General features: G+C 49.7%; 14 protein-coding genes. 5 read left to right on the top strand and 9 right to left on the bottom strand.

Going from position 1 to position 16,980, the window contains the following annotated elements:
- Window positions 1-3 precede the first annotated feature (3 nt).
- Window positions 4-2,049, bottom strand: coding sequence for a methionine--tRNA ligase (gene metG, locus PHH59_RS10110; protein WP_300015155.1), 2,046 nt, complete (start codon window positions 2,047-2,049; stop codon window positions 4-6).
- A 216-nt stretch (window positions 2,050-2,265) separates the two neighbouring features.
- Here metG and rnhA point away from each other — a divergent pair, with 216 nt between their 5' ends.
- Window positions 2,266-2,703: a ribonuclease HI gene (rnhA, locus tag PHH59_RS10105; protein WP_300015364.1), complete on the top strand. Its 438-nt coding sequence runs from the start codon at window positions 2,266-2,268 to the stop codon at window positions 2,701-2,703.
- 9 nt (window positions 2,704-2,712) lie between these two features.
- On the opposite strand, the gene PHH59_RS10100 is transcribed toward rnhA, so the two are convergent.
- Genes PHH59_RS10100 through PHH59_RS10090 form a run of 3 tightly spaced genes read right to left on the bottom strand, consistent with a single transcriptional unit; the run spans window position 2,713 to window position 3,990 of the window.
- Window positions 2,713-3,093 (bottom strand): YajD family HNH nuclease, encoded by a 381-nt coding sequence (locus tag PHH59_RS10100; RefSeq protein ID WP_366145461.1) that lies wholly within the window; start codon window positions 3,091-3,093, stop codon window positions 2,713-2,715.
- 31 nt (window positions 3,094-3,124) lie between these two features.
- A complete protein-coding gene (locus PHH59_RS10095) occupies window positions 3,125-3,874 on the bottom strand; it encodes a glutathione S-transferase family protein (protein ID WP_300015152.1) in 750 nt (249 codons plus the stop codon).
- The gene (locus PHH59_RS10090; protein WP_300015149.1) at window positions 3,868-3,990 is read right to left on the bottom strand and encodes a hypothetical protein; all 123 of its coding nucleotides are present in this window, start codon (window positions 3,988-3,990) and stop codon (window positions 3,868-3,870) included. The genes PHH59_RS10095 and PHH59_RS10090 overlap by 7 nt, the downstream gene beginning before the upstream one ends.
- 91 nt (window positions 3,991-4,081) lie before the next feature.
- On the opposite strand from PHH59_RS10090, the gene PHH59_RS10085 reads away from it, so the two are divergent.
- Window positions 4,082-7,519, top strand: coding sequence for an AAA family ATPase (locus PHH59_RS10085; protein ID WP_300015145.1), 3,438 nt, complete (start codon window positions 4,082-4,084; stop codon window positions 7,517-7,519).
- A 123-nt stretch (window positions 7,520-7,642) separates the two neighbouring features.
- Here PHH59_RS10085 and PHH59_RS10080 read toward each other — a convergent pair whose 3' ends face one another.
- The 4 genes from PHH59_RS10080 to PHH59_RS10065 all read right to left on the bottom strand — a co-directional run bounded on the left by PHH59_RS10080 (window position 7,643) and on the right by PHH59_RS10065 (window position 12,118).
- Entirely contained in the window at window positions 7,643-8,620 is a 978-nt protein-coding gene (locus PHH59_RS10080; RefSeq protein WP_300015142.1) for a malate dehydrogenase, read from the bottom strand.
- Between the two features lie 384 nt (window positions 8,621-9,004).
- Window positions 9,005-9,892 carry a succinate--CoA ligase subunit alpha gene (gene sucD, locus PHH59_RS10075; protein ID WP_300015137.1) on the bottom strand — a complete coding sequence of 296 codons (888 nt, stop codon included), beginning with the start codon at window positions 9,890-9,892 and terminating at the stop codon, window positions 9,005-9,007.
- A gap of 9 nt (window positions 9,893-9,901) precedes the next feature.
- Window positions 9,902-11,092 (bottom strand): malate--CoA ligase subunit beta, encoded by a 1,191-nt coding sequence (locus PHH59_RS10070; protein ID WP_300015133.1) that lies wholly within the window; start codon window positions 11,090-11,092, stop codon window positions 9,902-9,904.
- Between the two features lie 72 nt (window positions 11,093-11,164).
- The gene (locus tag PHH59_RS10065; RefSeq protein ID WP_300015130.1) at window positions 11,165-12,118 is read right to left on the bottom strand and encodes a CoA ester lyase; all 954 of its coding nucleotides are present in this window, start codon (window positions 12,116-12,118) and stop codon (window positions 11,165-11,167) included.
- A gap of 358 nt (window positions 12,119-12,476) precedes the next feature.
- Between PHH59_RS10065 and PHH59_RS10060 the strand changes: the two genes are divergently transcribed.
- The 3 genes from PHH59_RS10060 (at window position 12,477) to PHH59_RS10050 (ending at window position 15,129) form a co-directional block, all read left to right on the top strand.
- Complete coding sequence (locus tag PHH59_RS10060; RefSeq protein ID WP_300015127.1) at window positions 12,477-13,640, top strand: aminotransferase class V-fold PLP-dependent enzyme; 1,164 nt, start codon at window positions 12,477-12,479, stop codon at window positions 13,638-13,640.
- A gap of 102 nt (window positions 13,641-13,742) precedes the next feature.
- Window positions 13,743-14,714 (top strand): D-glycerate dehydrogenase, encoded by a 972-nt coding sequence (locus tag PHH59_RS10055; protein ID WP_300015124.1) that lies wholly within the window; start codon window positions 13,743-13,745, stop codon window positions 14,712-14,714.
- 175 nt (window positions 14,715-14,889) lie between these two features.
- A complete protein-coding gene (locus PHH59_RS10050) occupies window positions 14,890-15,129 on the top strand; it encodes a TIGR02647 family protein (protein ID WP_300015121.1) in 240 nt (79 codons plus the stop codon).
- A 464-nt stretch (window positions 15,130-15,593) separates the two neighbouring features.
- On the opposite strand, the gene PHH59_RS10045 is transcribed toward PHH59_RS10050, so the two are convergent.
- Window positions 15,594-16,916, bottom strand: a complete 1,323-nt coding sequence (locus PHH59_RS10045; protein ID WP_300015118.1) for a CorA family divalent cation transporter — start codon at window positions 16,914-16,916, stop codon at window positions 15,594-15,596.
- Window positions 16,917-16,980 lie beyond the last annotated feature (64 nt).

Below are 16,980 nucleotides of genomic sequence, written 5' to 3'. Positions count from 1 at the left end.
AAATTATTTGACCCGCATTCCCGCTATAGCCCCGCCATCTGGCTCCAGCAACCAAATTTCCTTCTCCCCAGGCCCTGCCGCCAACACCATCCCTTCCGACACGCCAAAACGCATTTTTCTTGGGGCAAGATTGGCAATGACCAATGTCAAACGCCCTTCCAAATCGTCCGGCTGGTACGCCGATTTGATACCGGAAAAAATCGTGCGGGTTTCATCGCCAATATCCACGGTCAGGCACAATAATTTATCCGAACCTTCGACAGGGTCGGCTTTAATGATTTTAGCGATACGCAAATCCAGTTTGGCGAAATCGTTGAACTCAATCGTGTCGGCAATCGGCTCGAATTGCTTGGCGGCTTGTTTAACAACAGGTGTCGATACCGCTATTGACGACGAGGTTTTTTCCAGATTCTCTTTGGACGCTTCGACTATCGCCGTGATTTTGTCAGCATCAACACGGGTCATCAACGGCTTGAATTCATTGATTTGGTGATCCAGCAAGGGCTGCAACCCGGCAACCCAAGCTTGGGCCGAAATATTCAAAAAGCTTTCCGCTTCACCCGCCAAAACCGGAATCACGGGTTTCAGATACACCGCCAACAAGCGGAACAAATTGAGGCCCATAGAACAAACGGCATGCAGTTCCTGCTCTTTGCCCTCTGCTTTCGCCAACAACCACGGTTTTTTCTCGTCGATATACTGGTTGGCCTTATCCGCCAACGCCATGATCTCACGCATCGCTTTGCCAAATTCACGGGTTTCGTAAAACTCGGCAATGGTTTCGTTGGCGTTGATAAACTCGGCAAATAATGCGGGTTCTGAACAGTTAGCCGACAACATCCCGGCAAAACGCTTGGCGATAAAACCACTGCAACGGCTGGCGATATTGACCACTTTGCCGACTAAATCGGAATTGACGCGCTGGCTGAAATCATCGAAGTTCAAATCAATGTCATCGACACCGGCACTGAGTTTGGCGGCAAAATAATAACGCAGATATTCAGGATTCAGGTGTTCCAGATAGGTCCGTGCGGTAATGAACGTGCCACGGGATTTGGACATTTTCTCGCCATTCACCGTTAAAAAACCGTGCGCGAAAATCGCACTCGGAGTCCGCAAATGCGCCCCATGCAGCATCGCCGGCCAGAACAGGGCATGGAAATAAATGATGTCTTTGCCGATAAAATGGTACAACTCGGCATCGCTATCCTTGGCCCAGAACTCGTTGAAATCCAGGCCTTGCTTATCACACAGGTTTTTAAAACTTGCCATGTAACCAATCGGCGCATCCAGCCAGACATAAAAATACTTGCCTGGCGCATCAGGAATTTCAAAACCAAAATAGGGCGCATCGCGGCTTATGTCCCATTGCTGCAAACCACCGCCCAACCATTCGGCAAGTTTGTTGCTGACTTCCGCTTGCAAATGCCCGGCGTTTGTCCATTCGTTAAGCATGTCGGTGAAATTCGCCAAATCGAAGAAATAATGCACCGAATCTTTGGCTATGGGTTTTTCGCCGGAAATTGCCGACACAGGGTTTTTCAAATCGGTCGGTGAATACGTCGCCCCGCACACTTCGCAACCATCGCCATATTGCTCCGCCGCACCGCATTTCGGGCATTCGCCTTTGATGAAACGGTCAGGCAAAAACATGTTTTTGACGGGGTCATAAGCCTGGGTGATCGTGCGTGAACTGATATGTCCGGCATCCCGCAGACGGGTGTAGATCAAAGAAGCCAGCACTTTATTTTCATCGGAATGGGTGCTGTGGTAATTGTCGAACGCGACGCCAAATTCTTTAAAATCGGCGTTGTGTTGTTCCCAAACCTTGGCGATCAAGGCTTCAGGCGCAATACCTTCTTTGTCAGCCCGCAACATAATCGGTGTACCGTGGGTGTCATCTGCACAGACGTAATAACATTGATGACCGCGCTGTTTCTGAAAACGCACCCAAATATCGGTTTGGATGTATTCGACCAGATGTCCTAAATGAATCGGGCCATTCGCGTAAGGCAACGCGCTGGTGACAAGAATTTTTCTGTTCAACATGGGTAAAAAATGTACAGGTAATGAAGGAAAATTAGGCGGCATTATGACATAAAAAATGGCTAGTTAGGGCTGGGCAACCGAAGATAAACATCATCTGCATCGCAACGCCAGCTTCTCAGAACGTGTTCTCAGAAAATCTGGCAAAGCTTATGAAGGTTGCAGGAAGCATGGTCCCTGCGTAACATGGGTGGAATTTTTGAATTGACTGAAACCACCATGACTGATTGTGTGATTATCTATACCGATGGTGCCTGCCGGGGCAATCCGGGGCCGGGCGGCTGGGGTGCCTTATTGAGTTACAAAGGCAAAATTAAAGAACTGCATGGCGGTGAAAAAAGCACTACGAACAACCGCATGGAATTGATGGCGGCGATACAAGCGCTGGAAGCGTTAAAAAAACCTTGTAACGTCCAACTGCACAGCGATTCCAGCTATGTCTTGAAAGGCATTACCGAATGGCTGCCGGACTGGAAAAAACGCAATTGGCTGACCGCCGCAAAAAAACCGGTCAAAAACGATGATCTCTGGCGGCGGCTGGATGCCGCCCGCAACCCACACACCATCGAATGGAAATGGATCAAAGGCCATTCCGGCGACGAAGGCAATGAACGGGCGGACGTACTCGCCAATCTCGGCATTGATTCATTGATTTGACGCCAATTTTCATTTTTTGGAGTTAAGCAAGCTCTTTAAATCTGCAAACGGATTATGTGTCGCCACTGGAGCACCCGTCTTGCTGGATTTGACGCTGGCAAAACGGGTTTCCTCATATCGCGAATGCTCATTATCGTGGCAGTACAAACACAACAATTCCCAATTGCTGCCATCCGCCGGATTGTCATCATGGTTATGGTTTCTATGATGCACGGTCAACTCCGCCAAGTTTTTATGCGTGAACTCCCGGGCACAGCGACCACACACCCACGGATACATTTTTAAGGCCTGACCGCGATAAGATTGCTCCCGCAGCTCTTGGTCGCGCCGTGCGGACATCACCAATTGGCTTTGTTTGTCATTCTGGGACGATGATTTTTTGTGGGTCATACTTTATACACCTGATGATTTGTTTCGATAGTCATATTTTAGAACTTGGCTTCGGGCGGCGATAGTTATTATAAACCTCATGCACCCACGCCAGTTGCTCGGCATATTGCCCGATAATCTCTTCCAAAGGCCCAGGAAAACGCCCAGGCCATTGCAGGCCAAACTCCGGCCTTTTGCATAACGGGGCCAATAACGCCGCAGCCGACAAGTCAGCGCGGGTAAACGTATCTCCGGCCAAAAATGGGCGATGCTGCAAGCGTTCGGAAAGTTTTGCTATCCCCCTCGCCAATTGCCGGTTTGCCAATGCCGCCGTTCTGTCGTTGATATTCATTAAACCACGCATTCTTGCCGCGACATTTGGAAAAGCGATTTTCATATAAATGCTTCCATACCAAGGCGCGTTGCGGGTGAAAAACGGCGTCAAAATATCAGGATGATCCAATAGGACGTGATAACACACTATCCTGACCGCAACCCCAATCTTCCCATCAACAAATTTTTCCCACGCCAACACGTCCGCCAAGAGCGTATCATCCGCTGGAGCCAGCTTGTGTTCTGGAAAAACCTGTTCCAAATAATCAATAATCTCCCCCGATCCCTGCACCACCTTGCCGTCATGCACCAAGATCGGTAATGATGATGCGCCCGCCAAGCGTTTTGCCGTCATGACATGCAAGCCCGGAAATAGGTTTTTAATTTTATAGTCCAATCGCTTGTAGTCCAAAGCCCAACGTGCTTTCTCACAATAATGTGAAATGGGAAATTGATATAAAGTCAACATGGTTTGTCTGCCCATTTGGTTAAATTAAAAATAACATCGTAGGCCGGAATACCCACAAGGCCCGTCAGTTTATAACGTTTACGCCTCACGCCAATATCCTCAGATAAGCCAAGCATTTTGCCTCCTCGATAGTTTGATAAAAAGCCTGGTCACGGCGTTATAATGGGGCACTAAAATTATCCCAGTGTCCGGCAAAAGTATCAAACCATGAAAATACTTTCTATCCATTTCAAAAACATCAATTCCTTGGCGGGTGAAAACCGCATCAGCTTCACCCAGGCGCCTTTTGCCGACACAGGTGTTTTTGCAATTACGGGTGCGAATGGTTCGGGCAAATCCAGCGTCCTTGATGCCATCACCTTAGCCCTTTACGGCGAAACTTTCCGCTTCGACCAACCGGCTGAGTTTGTCATGACCCAAAACACCGCCGATTCGTATGCCGAAGTGGAATTCAGGCTTGGCGATGAGGCATACCAATCAAGCTGGCGGGCTGAACGTGATTTGAAAATACCCAGTTCGGCGTCGATCAAGATGCAATTGACCCGTGTGTCCAACGGTGAAGTGCTGGCGACCACACCAGCCAGCGTTTGCGCCACCATCACCGAACTGACAGGCATGAATTTCCGCACTTTCACACGTTCGATGTTATTGGCGCAAGGTGATTTTGCGGCATTTTTGAACGCGCTGGACAGCGAACGCATGGGTATTCTGGAAACCTTGATTGCTACTGACATTTACGCAGACCACCGCAACGAAATCATCAGCAACGCAGAAAAAGCCCAAAAATCGGTCGATGCCGTCAAGCAAGAACTGGCAAAAATCAAGTGCTTGACACCTGAAGAGCAGGAAGCGTCCGAACATGATTTATTGGATTATCAGGAACAGCTTAAAGAATTCCAAGACGCCCGAAAAATCTTGGAGCAGCAACAATCCGCACTAAAAAACACCGCCGCCCTGCAAATCCAAAGCGTCGACCAGAAAAAACGCCTGCAAGATTTGCAAGCACAATTACTGGTTACCGGACAATCGCTGGGTAACATCGCCACCGCGAAACAGGCGTTAATTTATAAAGAGGATTTGTTGGCCCTGGATGACAAGCAAAAAAGCTTACAGCACCACAAGACGGAATGGAACACACTACAAAACGAACTGCGCTTTCTTAGGGAGCAATTGGGCGATAAGCCCAATATACCTGAAAAAACCGGGACTGTGACTTTTTCCGAACAGCATCAAACGATTGATGACATAAAATTCCAGATCAACCAAACCCGTCTGCAAAAACAGTCAGAAACCACGCTTTTGCAAACGCTGGACACGCAAAAGGCTGAAAAAGAAGCCGCCCTGGAAACGGTGCAAACATGGCTGGACGGACACGCTGGCGACGAATCCTTGCTGGACCATTTTCCAGAAACCGCACGTTTGAAAAAACTTCGGGGGGAATTGAAGGAACTTACCGAACAATACAAACAATTCACTAGCGGCTCAAAAAAAACCTCGGCGTCAATAAAAAACACCCGTACCGCCCTCACTAAAACCCATACGGATATTGCCGGTCTCAAAGAACAGCTCGCCGCCGATGAACAAGCCCGCAACGAGCTGTTGCAAGGCTATCCCGCCGACAGCATTGACGGGCTGAAAAGCGAGCAGCAAGAACGCGTCAGACAATTCCAACATCTGTACGGTTTAGCCATTGATTACCAAAAACTCGACCAACAACGCGGCGGATGGCTGGGTTTGTTTAGCCCTAAACCACAAATTGAAATTGATATTGAAGCCCTGGCGCAAGAACAGGAACAACTGCGCGACATCATAAAACGCGAGGAAAATATCAAACGCGCCCTTGAAGAATCGGTGTACCGCGAAGCCCTGATAAAAAAATTGGCCATCGAACGCCCCCATTTGGTGGCTGGCAAGCCCTGCCCCCTATGTGGTTCCAAACAACACCCTTACCTAATACACCCGCCAGTCTCCGCCAATTCGGTACAAGCCCTGGCTGACCAAAAAATAAAAATGCTTGATTTGTCGGCAAAAGTTGAGCAGTTAGGCAAACGCATCATCACCGCCCAAAAAACTGCCGAAAAAAACCGGGCGACACAGCAACAAATGCACAAGCTCAAAGCCGAGTGGATGACGCAATGCAACCGCTTGGGCGCCGCATCTAAAGACTTGGACATAGCGAATCTGCGCTTAATGAAAATCTGGTTAAAAGAGGCCCAAGATGAATTGAGGAATATCTTGTCACTGGGCAAGCAGTACCAGAAAAAGTCCGCCCGCATCGCCAAAATCACCGCGCTGATCGCCAAAAACGAGGCCGCCACCATCCAATTGCAAGAAACCGCCATGCTCTTGGACAGCAACACCCAAGGCAGCGGTCAGGAATTGCAGGATCTTGAAACGGCATTGGCGCAATGCCGCCAAGAAGAACAGGAATTGGCGGAAAAAGTACTGACGCAACTGGCCTCCTTGGGGGAAACCATACCGAACAAAGGCAAGGAAGACGCTTTTTTTGACCGCCTCAACAGCCGTCGGCAAGACTATCAAACTTATTTTTTCCGCAGGACAAACCTGCTCGAAGAATTGTCCGCACTTTCGGCCCAACAAGCTGTGTGCCAAGCTGAAATCACCCGTTGCGACCGCCTCATCAACGAACTAATCAAGCAATTGGATGGTGAAGAATTGATTGGTGTGCATCTGGCACTGATTGAAAAACAACAACTCATCGCAGATAAGGAACGTGTAGTATCCGAGCAGGAAATCCAATTTTCCAGCTTGAAACAAACCCTGCTCGATACGCTCGCACCCACACCTTTCGCCAATCTGACCGAATTGCGCAACGCCTTGCAACTATTGACCCGTGAGCCGGAATTCACCCGGCGCAAAACCGCTTTACAAGAACAAATCATCCACAAGCAACAAGAATTGGCAAACTTGGCGGCAGAAATCGACAAACAAACCCTATTGGTTGAAAACGTCCCCGGCGCGGATGACATTTATAGGCAATTGACGCAATTTGCCAACAAAATGGACATGACTCAATTAGAAATCCAGCGTTTGCAAAAACATTTGGCACAACAAAGCCAATTACTGCAACGGTTTGACGAACTCGAACAAGAATTGCAGCAACGCGAGCACGAAGCCCAGCCAATTTTGACCGAACGTGCCTTGCTGGACACTGAAAACGGTATGGTTTTCCGTCGCCGTGTGCAGTTGCGTCTCGCCGAACAATTGCTTGCCAAAACCAACCGCATCCTGGAAAAAATCAGCGGGCGTTATTATCTGCGTTTTGATCCCGAAGTGGCTGGCTTGGCCTTGGAAATTGAAGACACCTTCCAAAACAACACCCGACGCCAGCCGAAAACCCTATCCGGCGGTGAGAGCTTTATCGTCAGCTTGGCTTTGGCCTTGGGTTTGTCAGAACTCGCCAACAACAATAAATCGGTGGATTCGCTGTTTATCGATGAAGGTTTCGGTAATTTAGACGGCGACTCGCTCACGCTAGTCCTCAGCACCTTGGAAAACCTGCGTGCTTACGGAAAAACCGTAGGCGTGATTTCCCACGTCGATGCGGTCAAAAAACGCATCAAAACCCAAGTGCAAATGGTGAAAAAACCCAACGGTTTCGGGATGTTAAAAAAGGCTTCTTGAGGCTGGTATCAGCAGTTCTGCAAAAACAAACCGCCGTCCAGAGTATGAATGGATTCCGCTTATGCTGGGCATCTAACATGAGCGGAATCAACGCGTTATGAGAAATATGGGTAATGATGGAATCTAAAACAAATGCTTGACGGCATCCCGTTCTTCTTTCAATTCGGCTTCGGAAATCCGCAATCTTTCCAAACTGAAATCATTAATATCCAGACCTTTTACGATATTGACTTCGCCATTTTTCACGGTGACAGGATAGGAATAGACCAGCCCTGCTTCTATGCCATAACTGCCATCAGACAACACGCCCATACTGACCCAGTCGCCTTCTTCGGTGCCAAACGCCCAGGTTTTCATCTGGTCTATAGCGGCATTGGCGGCTGATGCGGCGCTGGATTGACCGCGTGCTTTAATCACTTCGGCACCGCGTTGCTGGACGGTAGGGATAAAATCATCTACAAACCAATCCCGTTCAACCAAAGTCAACGCATCCTGGCCTTTGACCTGGGCATGATGCAAGTCCGGGTATTGCGTGGTCGAATGGTTTCCCCAGACACTCATATTTTTTACATCCTTGCACAAAACCCCGCATTTTTCCGCCAGATAACTGATGGCGCGGTTATGGTCAAGACGGCTCATCGAAGAAAAGTTCTCAGGGTTCAAATCCGGCGCATTTTTTATCGCAATCAAGGCGTTGGTATTAGCCGGATTACCCGTCACCAGCACTTTTACATCTCGATTGGCAACGGCGTTTAAGGCTTTACCCTGCACCGCGAAAATTTCCGCGTTCACTTGCAACAAATCTTTACGCTCCATCCCTGGGCCTCGTGGACGCGCGCCGACTAAAAACGCATAATCGACATTTTTAAAAGCCACCATCGGGTCGTCAGTCATCACAACCCGATGCAACAAGGGGTTCGCACAATCCTGAAGTTCCATCAGCACGCCTTTTAAGGCAGGCATAGCCGGTGTGATTTCAAGCAAATGCAGGATAATAGGTTGTTCAGGCCCTAACAATAAACCTGCGGTCAGGCGAAATAGCAACGAATAACTAATTTGCCCTGCCGCGCCCGTAACAGCAATGTGTATAGGTGTTTTCATCTATGTTCCTTTATTTTTATCATCATTATTAATTTTCCCATTCAAGAAGATTATTAATTGTTTCATAAATGCTTGTCAAAAAAGCGTGAGTGAGGCATTTCATCTTCAATGCAAACACTTATGAAACAATTAATAATAAACACGTCGTTTCCAACGCACCAAATAGTCGCTAAAACTATAAATATGTGCAATCGTATCATTCATGGCTGGATAAAATCACGTTTTAAAATCCTATTGCTTCCTTACAAAACAGGATTAACCACATTCTACATAGGCTTAAGCACTTATCATATTATTGTCCCTATAAAAAAGGAGTAAAAAAACAAAGTTTTTTACTCCTCATCACTAAAACGCGGTGCAGTTAAGCCTCTTATATCAGACGTTTTACAATTTAGCCAAAACTGCTGCAACAGTCGCCCCCATCGCCGCCGGTGTCGGGCTGATAATCACGCCTAAATCCCTCAGCATGGCGACTTTTTCCGCCGCGCTTTCACCTGCCGAGGAAATGATAGCTCCGGCATGGCCCATGCGGCGGCCTTCGGGCGCGGTGAGTCCGGCGATATAGGCGACCACGGGCTTACTCATGTTCCCTTTGGCCCAAATCCCCGCTTCGACTTCTTGCGGGCCGCCGATTTCGCCGATCATCAGCACCACTTTGGTTTCGGGGTCTTGCTCGAAATGCTCAAAAATATCGCGGTGCGAACTGCCGTTGATCGGGTCGCCACCGATACCGACAGAGGTGGAGATGCCTATGCCCAAACGTGTCATTTGGTCGGCGGCTTCATAACCTAAAGTGCCGGAACGCCCGACGATGCCGACGTTGCCTTGTATGTAGATGTGCCCCGGCATGATGCCGAGCATGGAGCGGCCCGGGCTGATGGTGCCGGCGCAATTCGGGCCGGTCAAAATCATACGCTCTTCAACCGGGAAACGGCGCAGGAAATTTTTGACCGTCATCATGTCTTGGGTCGGGATGCCGTCGGTGATTGCCACACAATATTTGATGCCCGCATCGGCGGCTTCCATAATGGAGTCGGCGGCGAACGCTGGTGGAACGAACACGATGCTGGCTACCGCACCGGTTTGTTGCACGGCTTCTTTGACGGTGTTGAATACGGGCAAACCTAAATGGATTTGCCCGCCTTTGCCGGGAGTCACGCCACCGACCACTTTGGAGCCGTAGTTGAGCATGTCTTGGGCGTGGAAACTGCCGATTTTGCCAGTGATGCCTTGGACGATGATACGGGTGGTTTCATTAATTAAAATAGCCATATACTTTCCTTAAGCCGCCGATCTGAGTCGGGCGGCAACTTCATTACGCGCTTGCACGGCTTTTTCCGCCGCTTCTGCCAAGGTTTCTGCGGTGATGATGGGCAGGCCGCTTTCCCTGATGATGCGCTGGCCTTCTTCGACATGGGTGCCGGACAAACGCACGATCAACGGCACTTGCATGTCGATTTTTCTGACCGCTTGCACCACGCCTTCGGCAATCCAATCACAGCGGTTGATGCCCGCGAAAATATTGACCAGCATGGCTTTGACGTTTTGGTCTGCCAACACCAAGCGGAAGGCTTTTTCGGTGCGTTCCGCCGACGCGCCGCCACCTACGTCCAGGAAATTGGCCGGTTCGCCGCCAGCGAGTTTGATCATGTCCATCGTCGCCATTGCCAAGCCGGCACCGTTGATCATGCAGCCGATGTCACCATCAAGTCCGACATAGCTTAAGCCACGGTCGGCGGCGGCGGTTTCGCGTGGGTCTTCTTGGGTTTTGTCACGCAATTCGGAGATTTTTTGTTGGCGGAACAAGGCGTTCTCATCAAAGCCCATTTTGGCATCGAGGGCCAAAAGCTCTCCGCTCTTGGTGACGACCAGGGGATTAATTTCCAACATGCTGGCATCCAAGGCCCGTAAAGCACGGTAACAGCCTTTGATGGTTTTTACTGCATGGCTGATGATTTCCGAGTCTAAACCCAATTTGAACGCCATTTCCCGCGCTTGGTAATCCTGCAAACCCACGGCGGGCTCGATATAAATTTTGGTGATGGCTTCGGGATTGGTTGCTGCCAATTCTTCAATATCCATACCGCCTTGCGCCGAACCGACCATGACGATGCGTTCGGAGCTACGGTCGACTAAAAAGCAAAAATACAATTCTTTGGCGATTTCCGTCCCTGCTTCGACATACAAACGACCGCACACTTTTCCCGCCGAGCCAGTTTGATGGGTCACCAAACGTTTGCCCAACAAGGCTTCGGCAGCGGCTTCAACTTCATCATGGGTTTTACAAATCTTGATACCGCCGGCCTTGCCACGGGCGCCGGAATGGATTTGGGCTTTAACCGCCCAAACATGACCGCCGATTTCCCGTGCGCGTTGCACTGCGTCTTCCGGGCTATACGCCAAGCCGCCTTCCGCGATTTTAATACCGTAACCGCTTAAAATTTCTTTTGCTTGATACTCATGAATATCCACAGCATCTCCATTATTTGTGTAGTTAATTTGCCTTTGGCTGACAAAATCTTTGCCGCCCAGTCACCCGTAAAATTATTTTTGGGTTTTTGCAGCAATCGCTTCAGCGGCTTTTACCACGTTATTCGCCATTTTTTCTGACGCCGCGTCAATTAGACGGCCATCCAATGCCGCCGCCCCCTTGCCTTGTGCCGCCGCTTCTTGCAAAGCAACGAGTATGCGTTTGGCTTTTTCAATTTCCGCCGCTGGTGGGGTAAAAACCTCGTTCGCCAATTCAACTTGTGAGGGATGGATCGCCCATTTTCCTTCACAACCCAAAGCCGCCGCCCGTTTAGCCGCCATTTTAAAACCTTCGGGATCTTTAAAATCACCAAAAGGGCCGTCGATTGGGCGCAAGCCAAACGCGCGGCAAGCGACGGTCATGCGGCTGATGGCTGCATGCCATTGGTCGCCTGGATAATCAGGATTCAAACCACCGATGTTAGTGGTGCGGGCGCGGTTGCTGGCGGCATAATCAGCCACGCCAAAATGCAGGGCTTCCAGACATCCGTGTGCGCCTTGGCGGGCAATATCTTCCACATTTGCCATACCTAAAGCGGTTTCAATCAACGCTTCAATACCGATTTTGTTTTTCAGGCCTTGCTGCATTTCCAATTGGTTCAACATGGCTTCCACCATGTAGACATCGGCATATACGCCTACTTTTGGTATCAGGATGGTATCGATCTTGCTTCCGGCTTGTTCAACCAAATCAACTACATCGCGCACCATGTATTGGGTGTCCAAGCCGTTGATCCGTACAGAAACGGTCACGCCGTGGCCTTTCCAGTCTAGGTCATTGATGGCTTCGATAATATTTTTTCTGGCACGTAGTTTGTCATCGGGAGCGACCGCATCCTCAAGGTCCAAAAAAATAAAATCCGCACCACTCTTCATCGCCTTTTCAAACATATCCGGGTTGGAACCCGGAACAGCCAATTCACAGCGTTGGACTCGTTGGACTGACGCTGTATATAAAGTGTGGCTCATTTGTACATCCCTACTTTTTGGGTATTAACGTACTGGAATACAGTACTTGAGAAAGTCATTCTGGCGCGTCCCAGAAACAAATAAATCGCCCATTTTACTTTCAGGCACCGTAAAGTCAATTGTTACCACGATAAATCGTCAATCAAATGTTGCTGATTGTCAGTGGCTATGTCATTATTGCTCGTTTTTTTGCTGGGACTTTATTAACAACCGCAAGCTGTTTTATACTTAAACCCAGCGCGGCCTGGTGACTTTGTCAAAGTCGCCCCCTATATCCAGAACATTCAGGCCCACCCGCAAACGCCAGTTTGCATGACGCCCCCATCCCTTTCTTAACTATTACACAAGAGGAAACCTCATGGCTGGTCGTAACCACCTTTATATCCCAGGCCCTACCAACGTGCCTAACGAAGTCCTTAACGCCATGCACGTTGCGATGGAAGACCACCGCTCACCCATCTTCCCAAAACTGCTGACCCCATTGTTGCAAGACCTGAAAAAAGTCTTCAAAACTGAAACAGGGCAAGCCTTCATTTTCCCTGCCACAGGTACGGCAGGTTGGGAAGTGGCATTGACCAACACCTTGAATCCCGGCGACAAAGTCTTGATTTACCGTTTTGGACAATTCAGCCACTTGTGGGCGGAAATGGCGAAACGCTTAGGGTTTGATGTTGAAATCCACCAAGAACCTTGGGGCTGCGGCATTCCTTTAGACAAACTCGAAGCCCGTCTGAAAGAAGACACCAACCATGAAATCAAAGCCGTGTTGGCAACCCATAATGAAACCGCCACCGGCGTGACCAGCGACATCGGCGGCGTCCGCAAAGCGATGGATGCGGCAAACCATCCGGCGTTTTTGTTTGTAGACGGTGTCAGCTCGATTGCCAGCATCGACTTCCGCATGGACGAATGGGGCGTGGACGGTGCGATCAGCGGTTCACAAAAAGGTTTTATGCTGCCGGCAGGCGGCGCGTTCTTGGCCTTCAGCCAAAAAGCCCTGGCCGCTGTGGAAACGTCAACGTATCCGCGCTGCTTCTTGGACTTGAAAGACCAAATGACCAACAATGCCTCTGGCTACACGCCTTATACGCCCAACCTGCCGCTGTTATACGGCTTGCGCAAGGCTTTGGACTTGTTGCTGGAAGAAGGCTTAGAAAACGTCTACGCCCGCCATCACCGCCTGGCGGAAGGCACCCGTAAAGCCGTCGCTGCGTGGGGCTTGAAACAATGCGCCCAGCCGGGGTTTGAGTCCAACACCGTCACCGCCGTGGTTGTCCCTGAAGACAAGGATGCCCGCACCGTCATCAGCACTGCATTCAGCAAATACAACATCTCCCTGGGTGCGGGCCTGTCTGAAGTGGCCGGCAAGGTCTTCCGAATCGGCCATGTTGGCGACATGAATGACGTGTCCATGCTCGGTGCGATTGCCGGTGTGGAAATGGCCTTGTTGGATAGCGGCATTGATATAGTCCCGGGTAGCGGCGTTGCGGCGGCGATTGAATATTATCGCGCCACGGCGTAATAAGCACACCGCCCTACCCTCCCTGCTTTACCACAATCGGGTTGCGCATCTATTGCAACCCGATTGCTGTAACTAAACCTACAATCGCGTGGAGCTACGTTTATGAATAAACCCAAAGTCATTGTCACCCGCCGCTGGCCCGCCGAAGTCGAGTCGCAACTTAAAGCCCTTTACGATGTGCAGCTCAACGAGTCCGACACGCCAATGAACGCGGATGAATTGAAACTCGCCATGCAAACCGCCGATGCCTTGTTGCCGACGGTGACCGACCCGATCACCGCCGACATTATCGGTGCCGAAAACCGGCGCGTGAAAATCATCGGTAATTTTGGCGTGGGTTATAACAATATCGACATCAACGCCGCTAAAGCAAATGGTGTGGTCGTCACCAACACGCCGCATGTCCTGACCGATTGCACGGCGGACATAGCCATGCTGTTGTTGTTGATGTCCGCCCGCCGAGCCGCCGAAGGTGAACGGCTAATTTTGAACCGGCAATGGACGGGCTGGGGGCCCACGCAATTGGTCGGGCAAAAAGTCACGGGCAAAACCTTGGGATTAATCGGCTTTGGCCGCATCGCCCAAGCGATGGCCCGCAAAGCCCATCATGGCTTTGGCATGAAAATCCTGTTCTATGTGCCTTCCGCACCCGATGCCGCGATAGTCGAAGAATTACAAGCCGTGCGCTGTGAAACGGTTGAGGAGTTGCTGACCGAAGCCCATTTCGTCTCGCTACATTGCCCTGGCGGGGCGGCCACCCAACATTTGCTCAACGAACAACGCCTGAAACTGATGCGCCCCTCCGCACATCTTATCAACACCGCACGAGGTGACGTGGTCGATAGCAACGCGCTGATCAAAGCCCTGAAAGAAGGTTGGATCGCCGGAGCCGGTTTGGATGTTTACGAAGGCGAACCGAATCTTAATCCCGGTTTCTTGGAACTGGACAATGTGACGCTATTGCCGCATTTAGGCAGTGCCAGTGAAGAAACACGGGAGGCGATGGGCAATCGGGTCCTGAGCAATATCGCCGCGTTTTTTGCGGGAAACGAGCCGGAAGACCGCGTTGCATAATAGCCTTGCCCGTGAATCCGGCAGGGTGCGCCCAGACGTGGCAAGTACGTTTTTCAACATAAATTATCTTATCCAATACATAAAGGTACGCGCCGCCCTCATGGGCATAAAAGCGTACCCACACCCGCCAAAGCCAGCAATACGCCCAGGCTTAGGCAACACACGAGGAGAAACAATGAACTATAATCAAGAAATGATCGATGAACTCAACCTGCTGGCCCTTTACAATCTGGACAGCACCCTGGCCGGCCTTAAAATCCACACATCCAGTGCAACCCCAAGCGCGGTTGCCGCCGCACATCGTTTGCATGCAAAAGGTCTGACCACACGGGAAGATGGCGGTTATCTGACCACGATGGGTCATGAAGCAGCGGAAATGGCGCAGACTTTATTCCATTTGATCAATCCGGCCTAATTTCCTTAGTTGGATTATCTGATAGTGGTTGTAATTTAGTTGCGGAGTACAAGCCTAGTACCCAGTCAGTGTTGAATTGTCGGGTTGACGTAGGCCGGAATACCCGTCGGAAAAACATTGACTGAGGATTAGGTTTGTACTCCAAAAAAACACTAAACAACCACTGGCTAAGGAATGTGCATGAAATAATTTCCGCACCGGCTCGTCAGACCTGTCAGGTTTCTTGTGCCCCAGAGGGTATCAAAACCTGACAGGTCTTGATCCGCGAATTTATTCCATGCACATTCCTAAAGCACTGTGGGTTTAAGATAACGTGTCCTATAGTCCGACCTCAAAACCCTTTAGGATTTGGCTAAAAATAACTTCCTTGAACCATTCTTGAAACCCTAGACCTGACAGGTTTCAAAAACCTGTCAGGTCTTAATATCGGGAAGTTATTAATGGCCAAATCCTTAGCGAAAATCCTATGATTTATTGTGTTCGCGTTTTTCAAGAATCTGCAAAATCACAAAAGTCAGCCAACCGACAATGACCAAACCGATAGTAAAAATGCTGTATGAGATAGGCCAAGGTATCGCTTGTGTCATCATCGAAAATTCGGACATGCCACCAATGCCCGCCAGGACATTGAGCGGCATAAACACCACACTGACGACGGTCAACCGCTTGACCACCTTGTTTTGGTTGATATTGATAAAACCCACGGCGGCATCCATCAAGAAGTTGATCTTGTCGAAAAGAAATGCCGTGTGGCCGTCCAAGGACTCAATATCACGCAAAATCTGCTGGGAATATTCCAGTTGGTCTTTGGCAAGAAACTTACTGCGCATTAAAAATGAAACGGCACGGCGGGTATCCATCACGTTCCGGCGGATACGCCCGTTCAGATCCTCTTCATTGGCAATATCAATCAATATCTTAGCCGCTTCTTCATCGCTCATTTGTTTGCTGAGGACTTGATTGCCAACCACTTCCAAGGCCAGATAAACATCTTCGAGGGCATCAGCCGAATACTCGGCATTCGCCGCGTAAAGGTCAAGCAACATATCCCTTGAGTTGGCAACATAATTAGCCTGGCTCAAGGCGCGTAAACGCTGGAGCCGGAAAACCGGCAATTCTTCTTTACGGATGGAAAACAAAATATCTTTATAAAGGATAAACGCCACGACGATGTTGCGTGACACGTCGCCTTTGTCAAGCAGGAAATCTGAATGCAAGTGGATTTCGCCGTTTTCTTCCACATAAAACCGCGCGCTGGATTCCAAATCGCTCAATTTATAGGGATCGGGGAATTCTATGCCAAAAATATCGCCCACCCATATCCGATCCTCAAACGTCGGCGCCACCAAATCTATCCAGATAGGTTGGGACTCCAATAAATCGTTAGGGGTATCAATGGTAATTTCGTGCAAGCGGCCTTCGTAGAGATTAAACGCTTTGACCCTGGAGCGTTCCGTCTTGTAGTCTTGTTTCCCCAGTAATTGCAGCACAGAGATCGGGGCTTCCAGCAGGATGGGCTGCTTATGCGCGTCATCCAACTGCTCCCAGACCAGCAATTGGTCTTCGGGCGGCAATTCTTCGAGGATGTGGGCAATTTCCTCAGGCGGCAAATGGTTCAGTATCTGTTGCAACTGCGCCATGTTCTCTTTGCGGACCAGCGTTTCCACCAGCTCATGGTGGGGCATTTCCTGATTATGCACCAATTTTGCAATCAGCTTGTGCTTGACCAATATGTCAAGCACAGCTTGCTGGCTATTGTGGAATTTGGCGGTCGGTTCTTTTGGCATATCTGAAAAGAGAAGCTAAACACGGTAAATGAGTCATCTGGTGTCTATGCAATTTTTGCAAATG

Origin of the sequence: Methylovulum sp. (genome assembly GCF_028687615.1) — a bacterium.
In the GTDB taxonomy this organism is placed as follows: Bacteria; Pseudomonadota; Gammaproteobacteria; order Methylococcales; family Methylomonadaceae; genus Methylovulum.
The sequence above is the reverse complement of the archived record's forward strand: the minus strand, read 5'-3'. Positions and strand labels throughout refer to the sequence as shown.

Coding starts and splice junctions, on each gene's coding strand:
- PHH59_RS10065 (WP_300015130.1), bottom strand. CDS start 12,118: ATGAGCCACACTTTATATACAGCGTCAGTCCAACGAGTCCAACGCTGT.
- PHH59_RS10050 (WP_300015121.1), top strand. CDS start 14,890: ATGAACTATAATCAAGAAATGATCGATGAACTCAACCTGCTGGCCCTT.
- rnhA (WP_300015364.1), top strand. CDS start 2,266: ATGACTGATTGTGTGATTATCTATACCGATGGTGCCTGCCGGGGCAAT.
- sucD (WP_300015137.1), bottom strand. CDS start 9,892: ATGGCTATTTTAATTAATGAAACCACCCGTATCATCGTCCAAGGCATC.
- PHH59_RS10080 (WP_300015142.1), bottom strand. CDS start 8,620: ATGAAAACACCTATACACATTGCTGTTACGGGCGCGGCAGGGCAAATT.
- PHH59_RS10060 (WP_300015127.1), top strand. CDS start 12,477: ATGGCTGGTCGTAACCACCTTTATATCCCAGGCCCTACCAACGTGCCT.
- PHH59_RS10045 (WP_300015118.1), bottom strand. CDS start 16,916: ATGCCAAAAGAACCGACCGCCAAATTCCACAATAGCCAGCAAGCTGTG.
- PHH59_RS10090 (WP_300015149.1), bottom strand. CDS start 3,990: ATGCTTGGCTTATCTGAGGATATTGGCGTGAGGCGTAAACGTTATAAA.
- PHH59_RS10100 (WP_366145461.1), bottom strand. CDS start 3,093: ATGACCCACAAAAAATCATCGTCCCAGAATGACAAACAAAGCCAATTG.
- PHH59_RS10085 (WP_300015145.1), top strand. CDS start 4,082: ATGAAAATACTTTCTATCCATTTCAAAAACATCAATTCCTTGGCGGGT.
- PHH59_RS10055 (WP_300015124.1), top strand. CDS start 13,743: ATGAATAAACCCAAAGTCATTGTCACCCGCCGCTGGCCCGCCGAAGTC.
- metG (WP_300015155.1), bottom strand. CDS start 2,049: ATGTTGAACAGAAAAATTCTTGTCACCAGCGCGTTGCCTTACGCGAAT.
- PHH59_RS10095 (WP_300015152.1), bottom strand. CDS start 3,874: ATGTTGACTTTATATCAATTTCCCATTTCACATTATTGTGAGAAAGCA.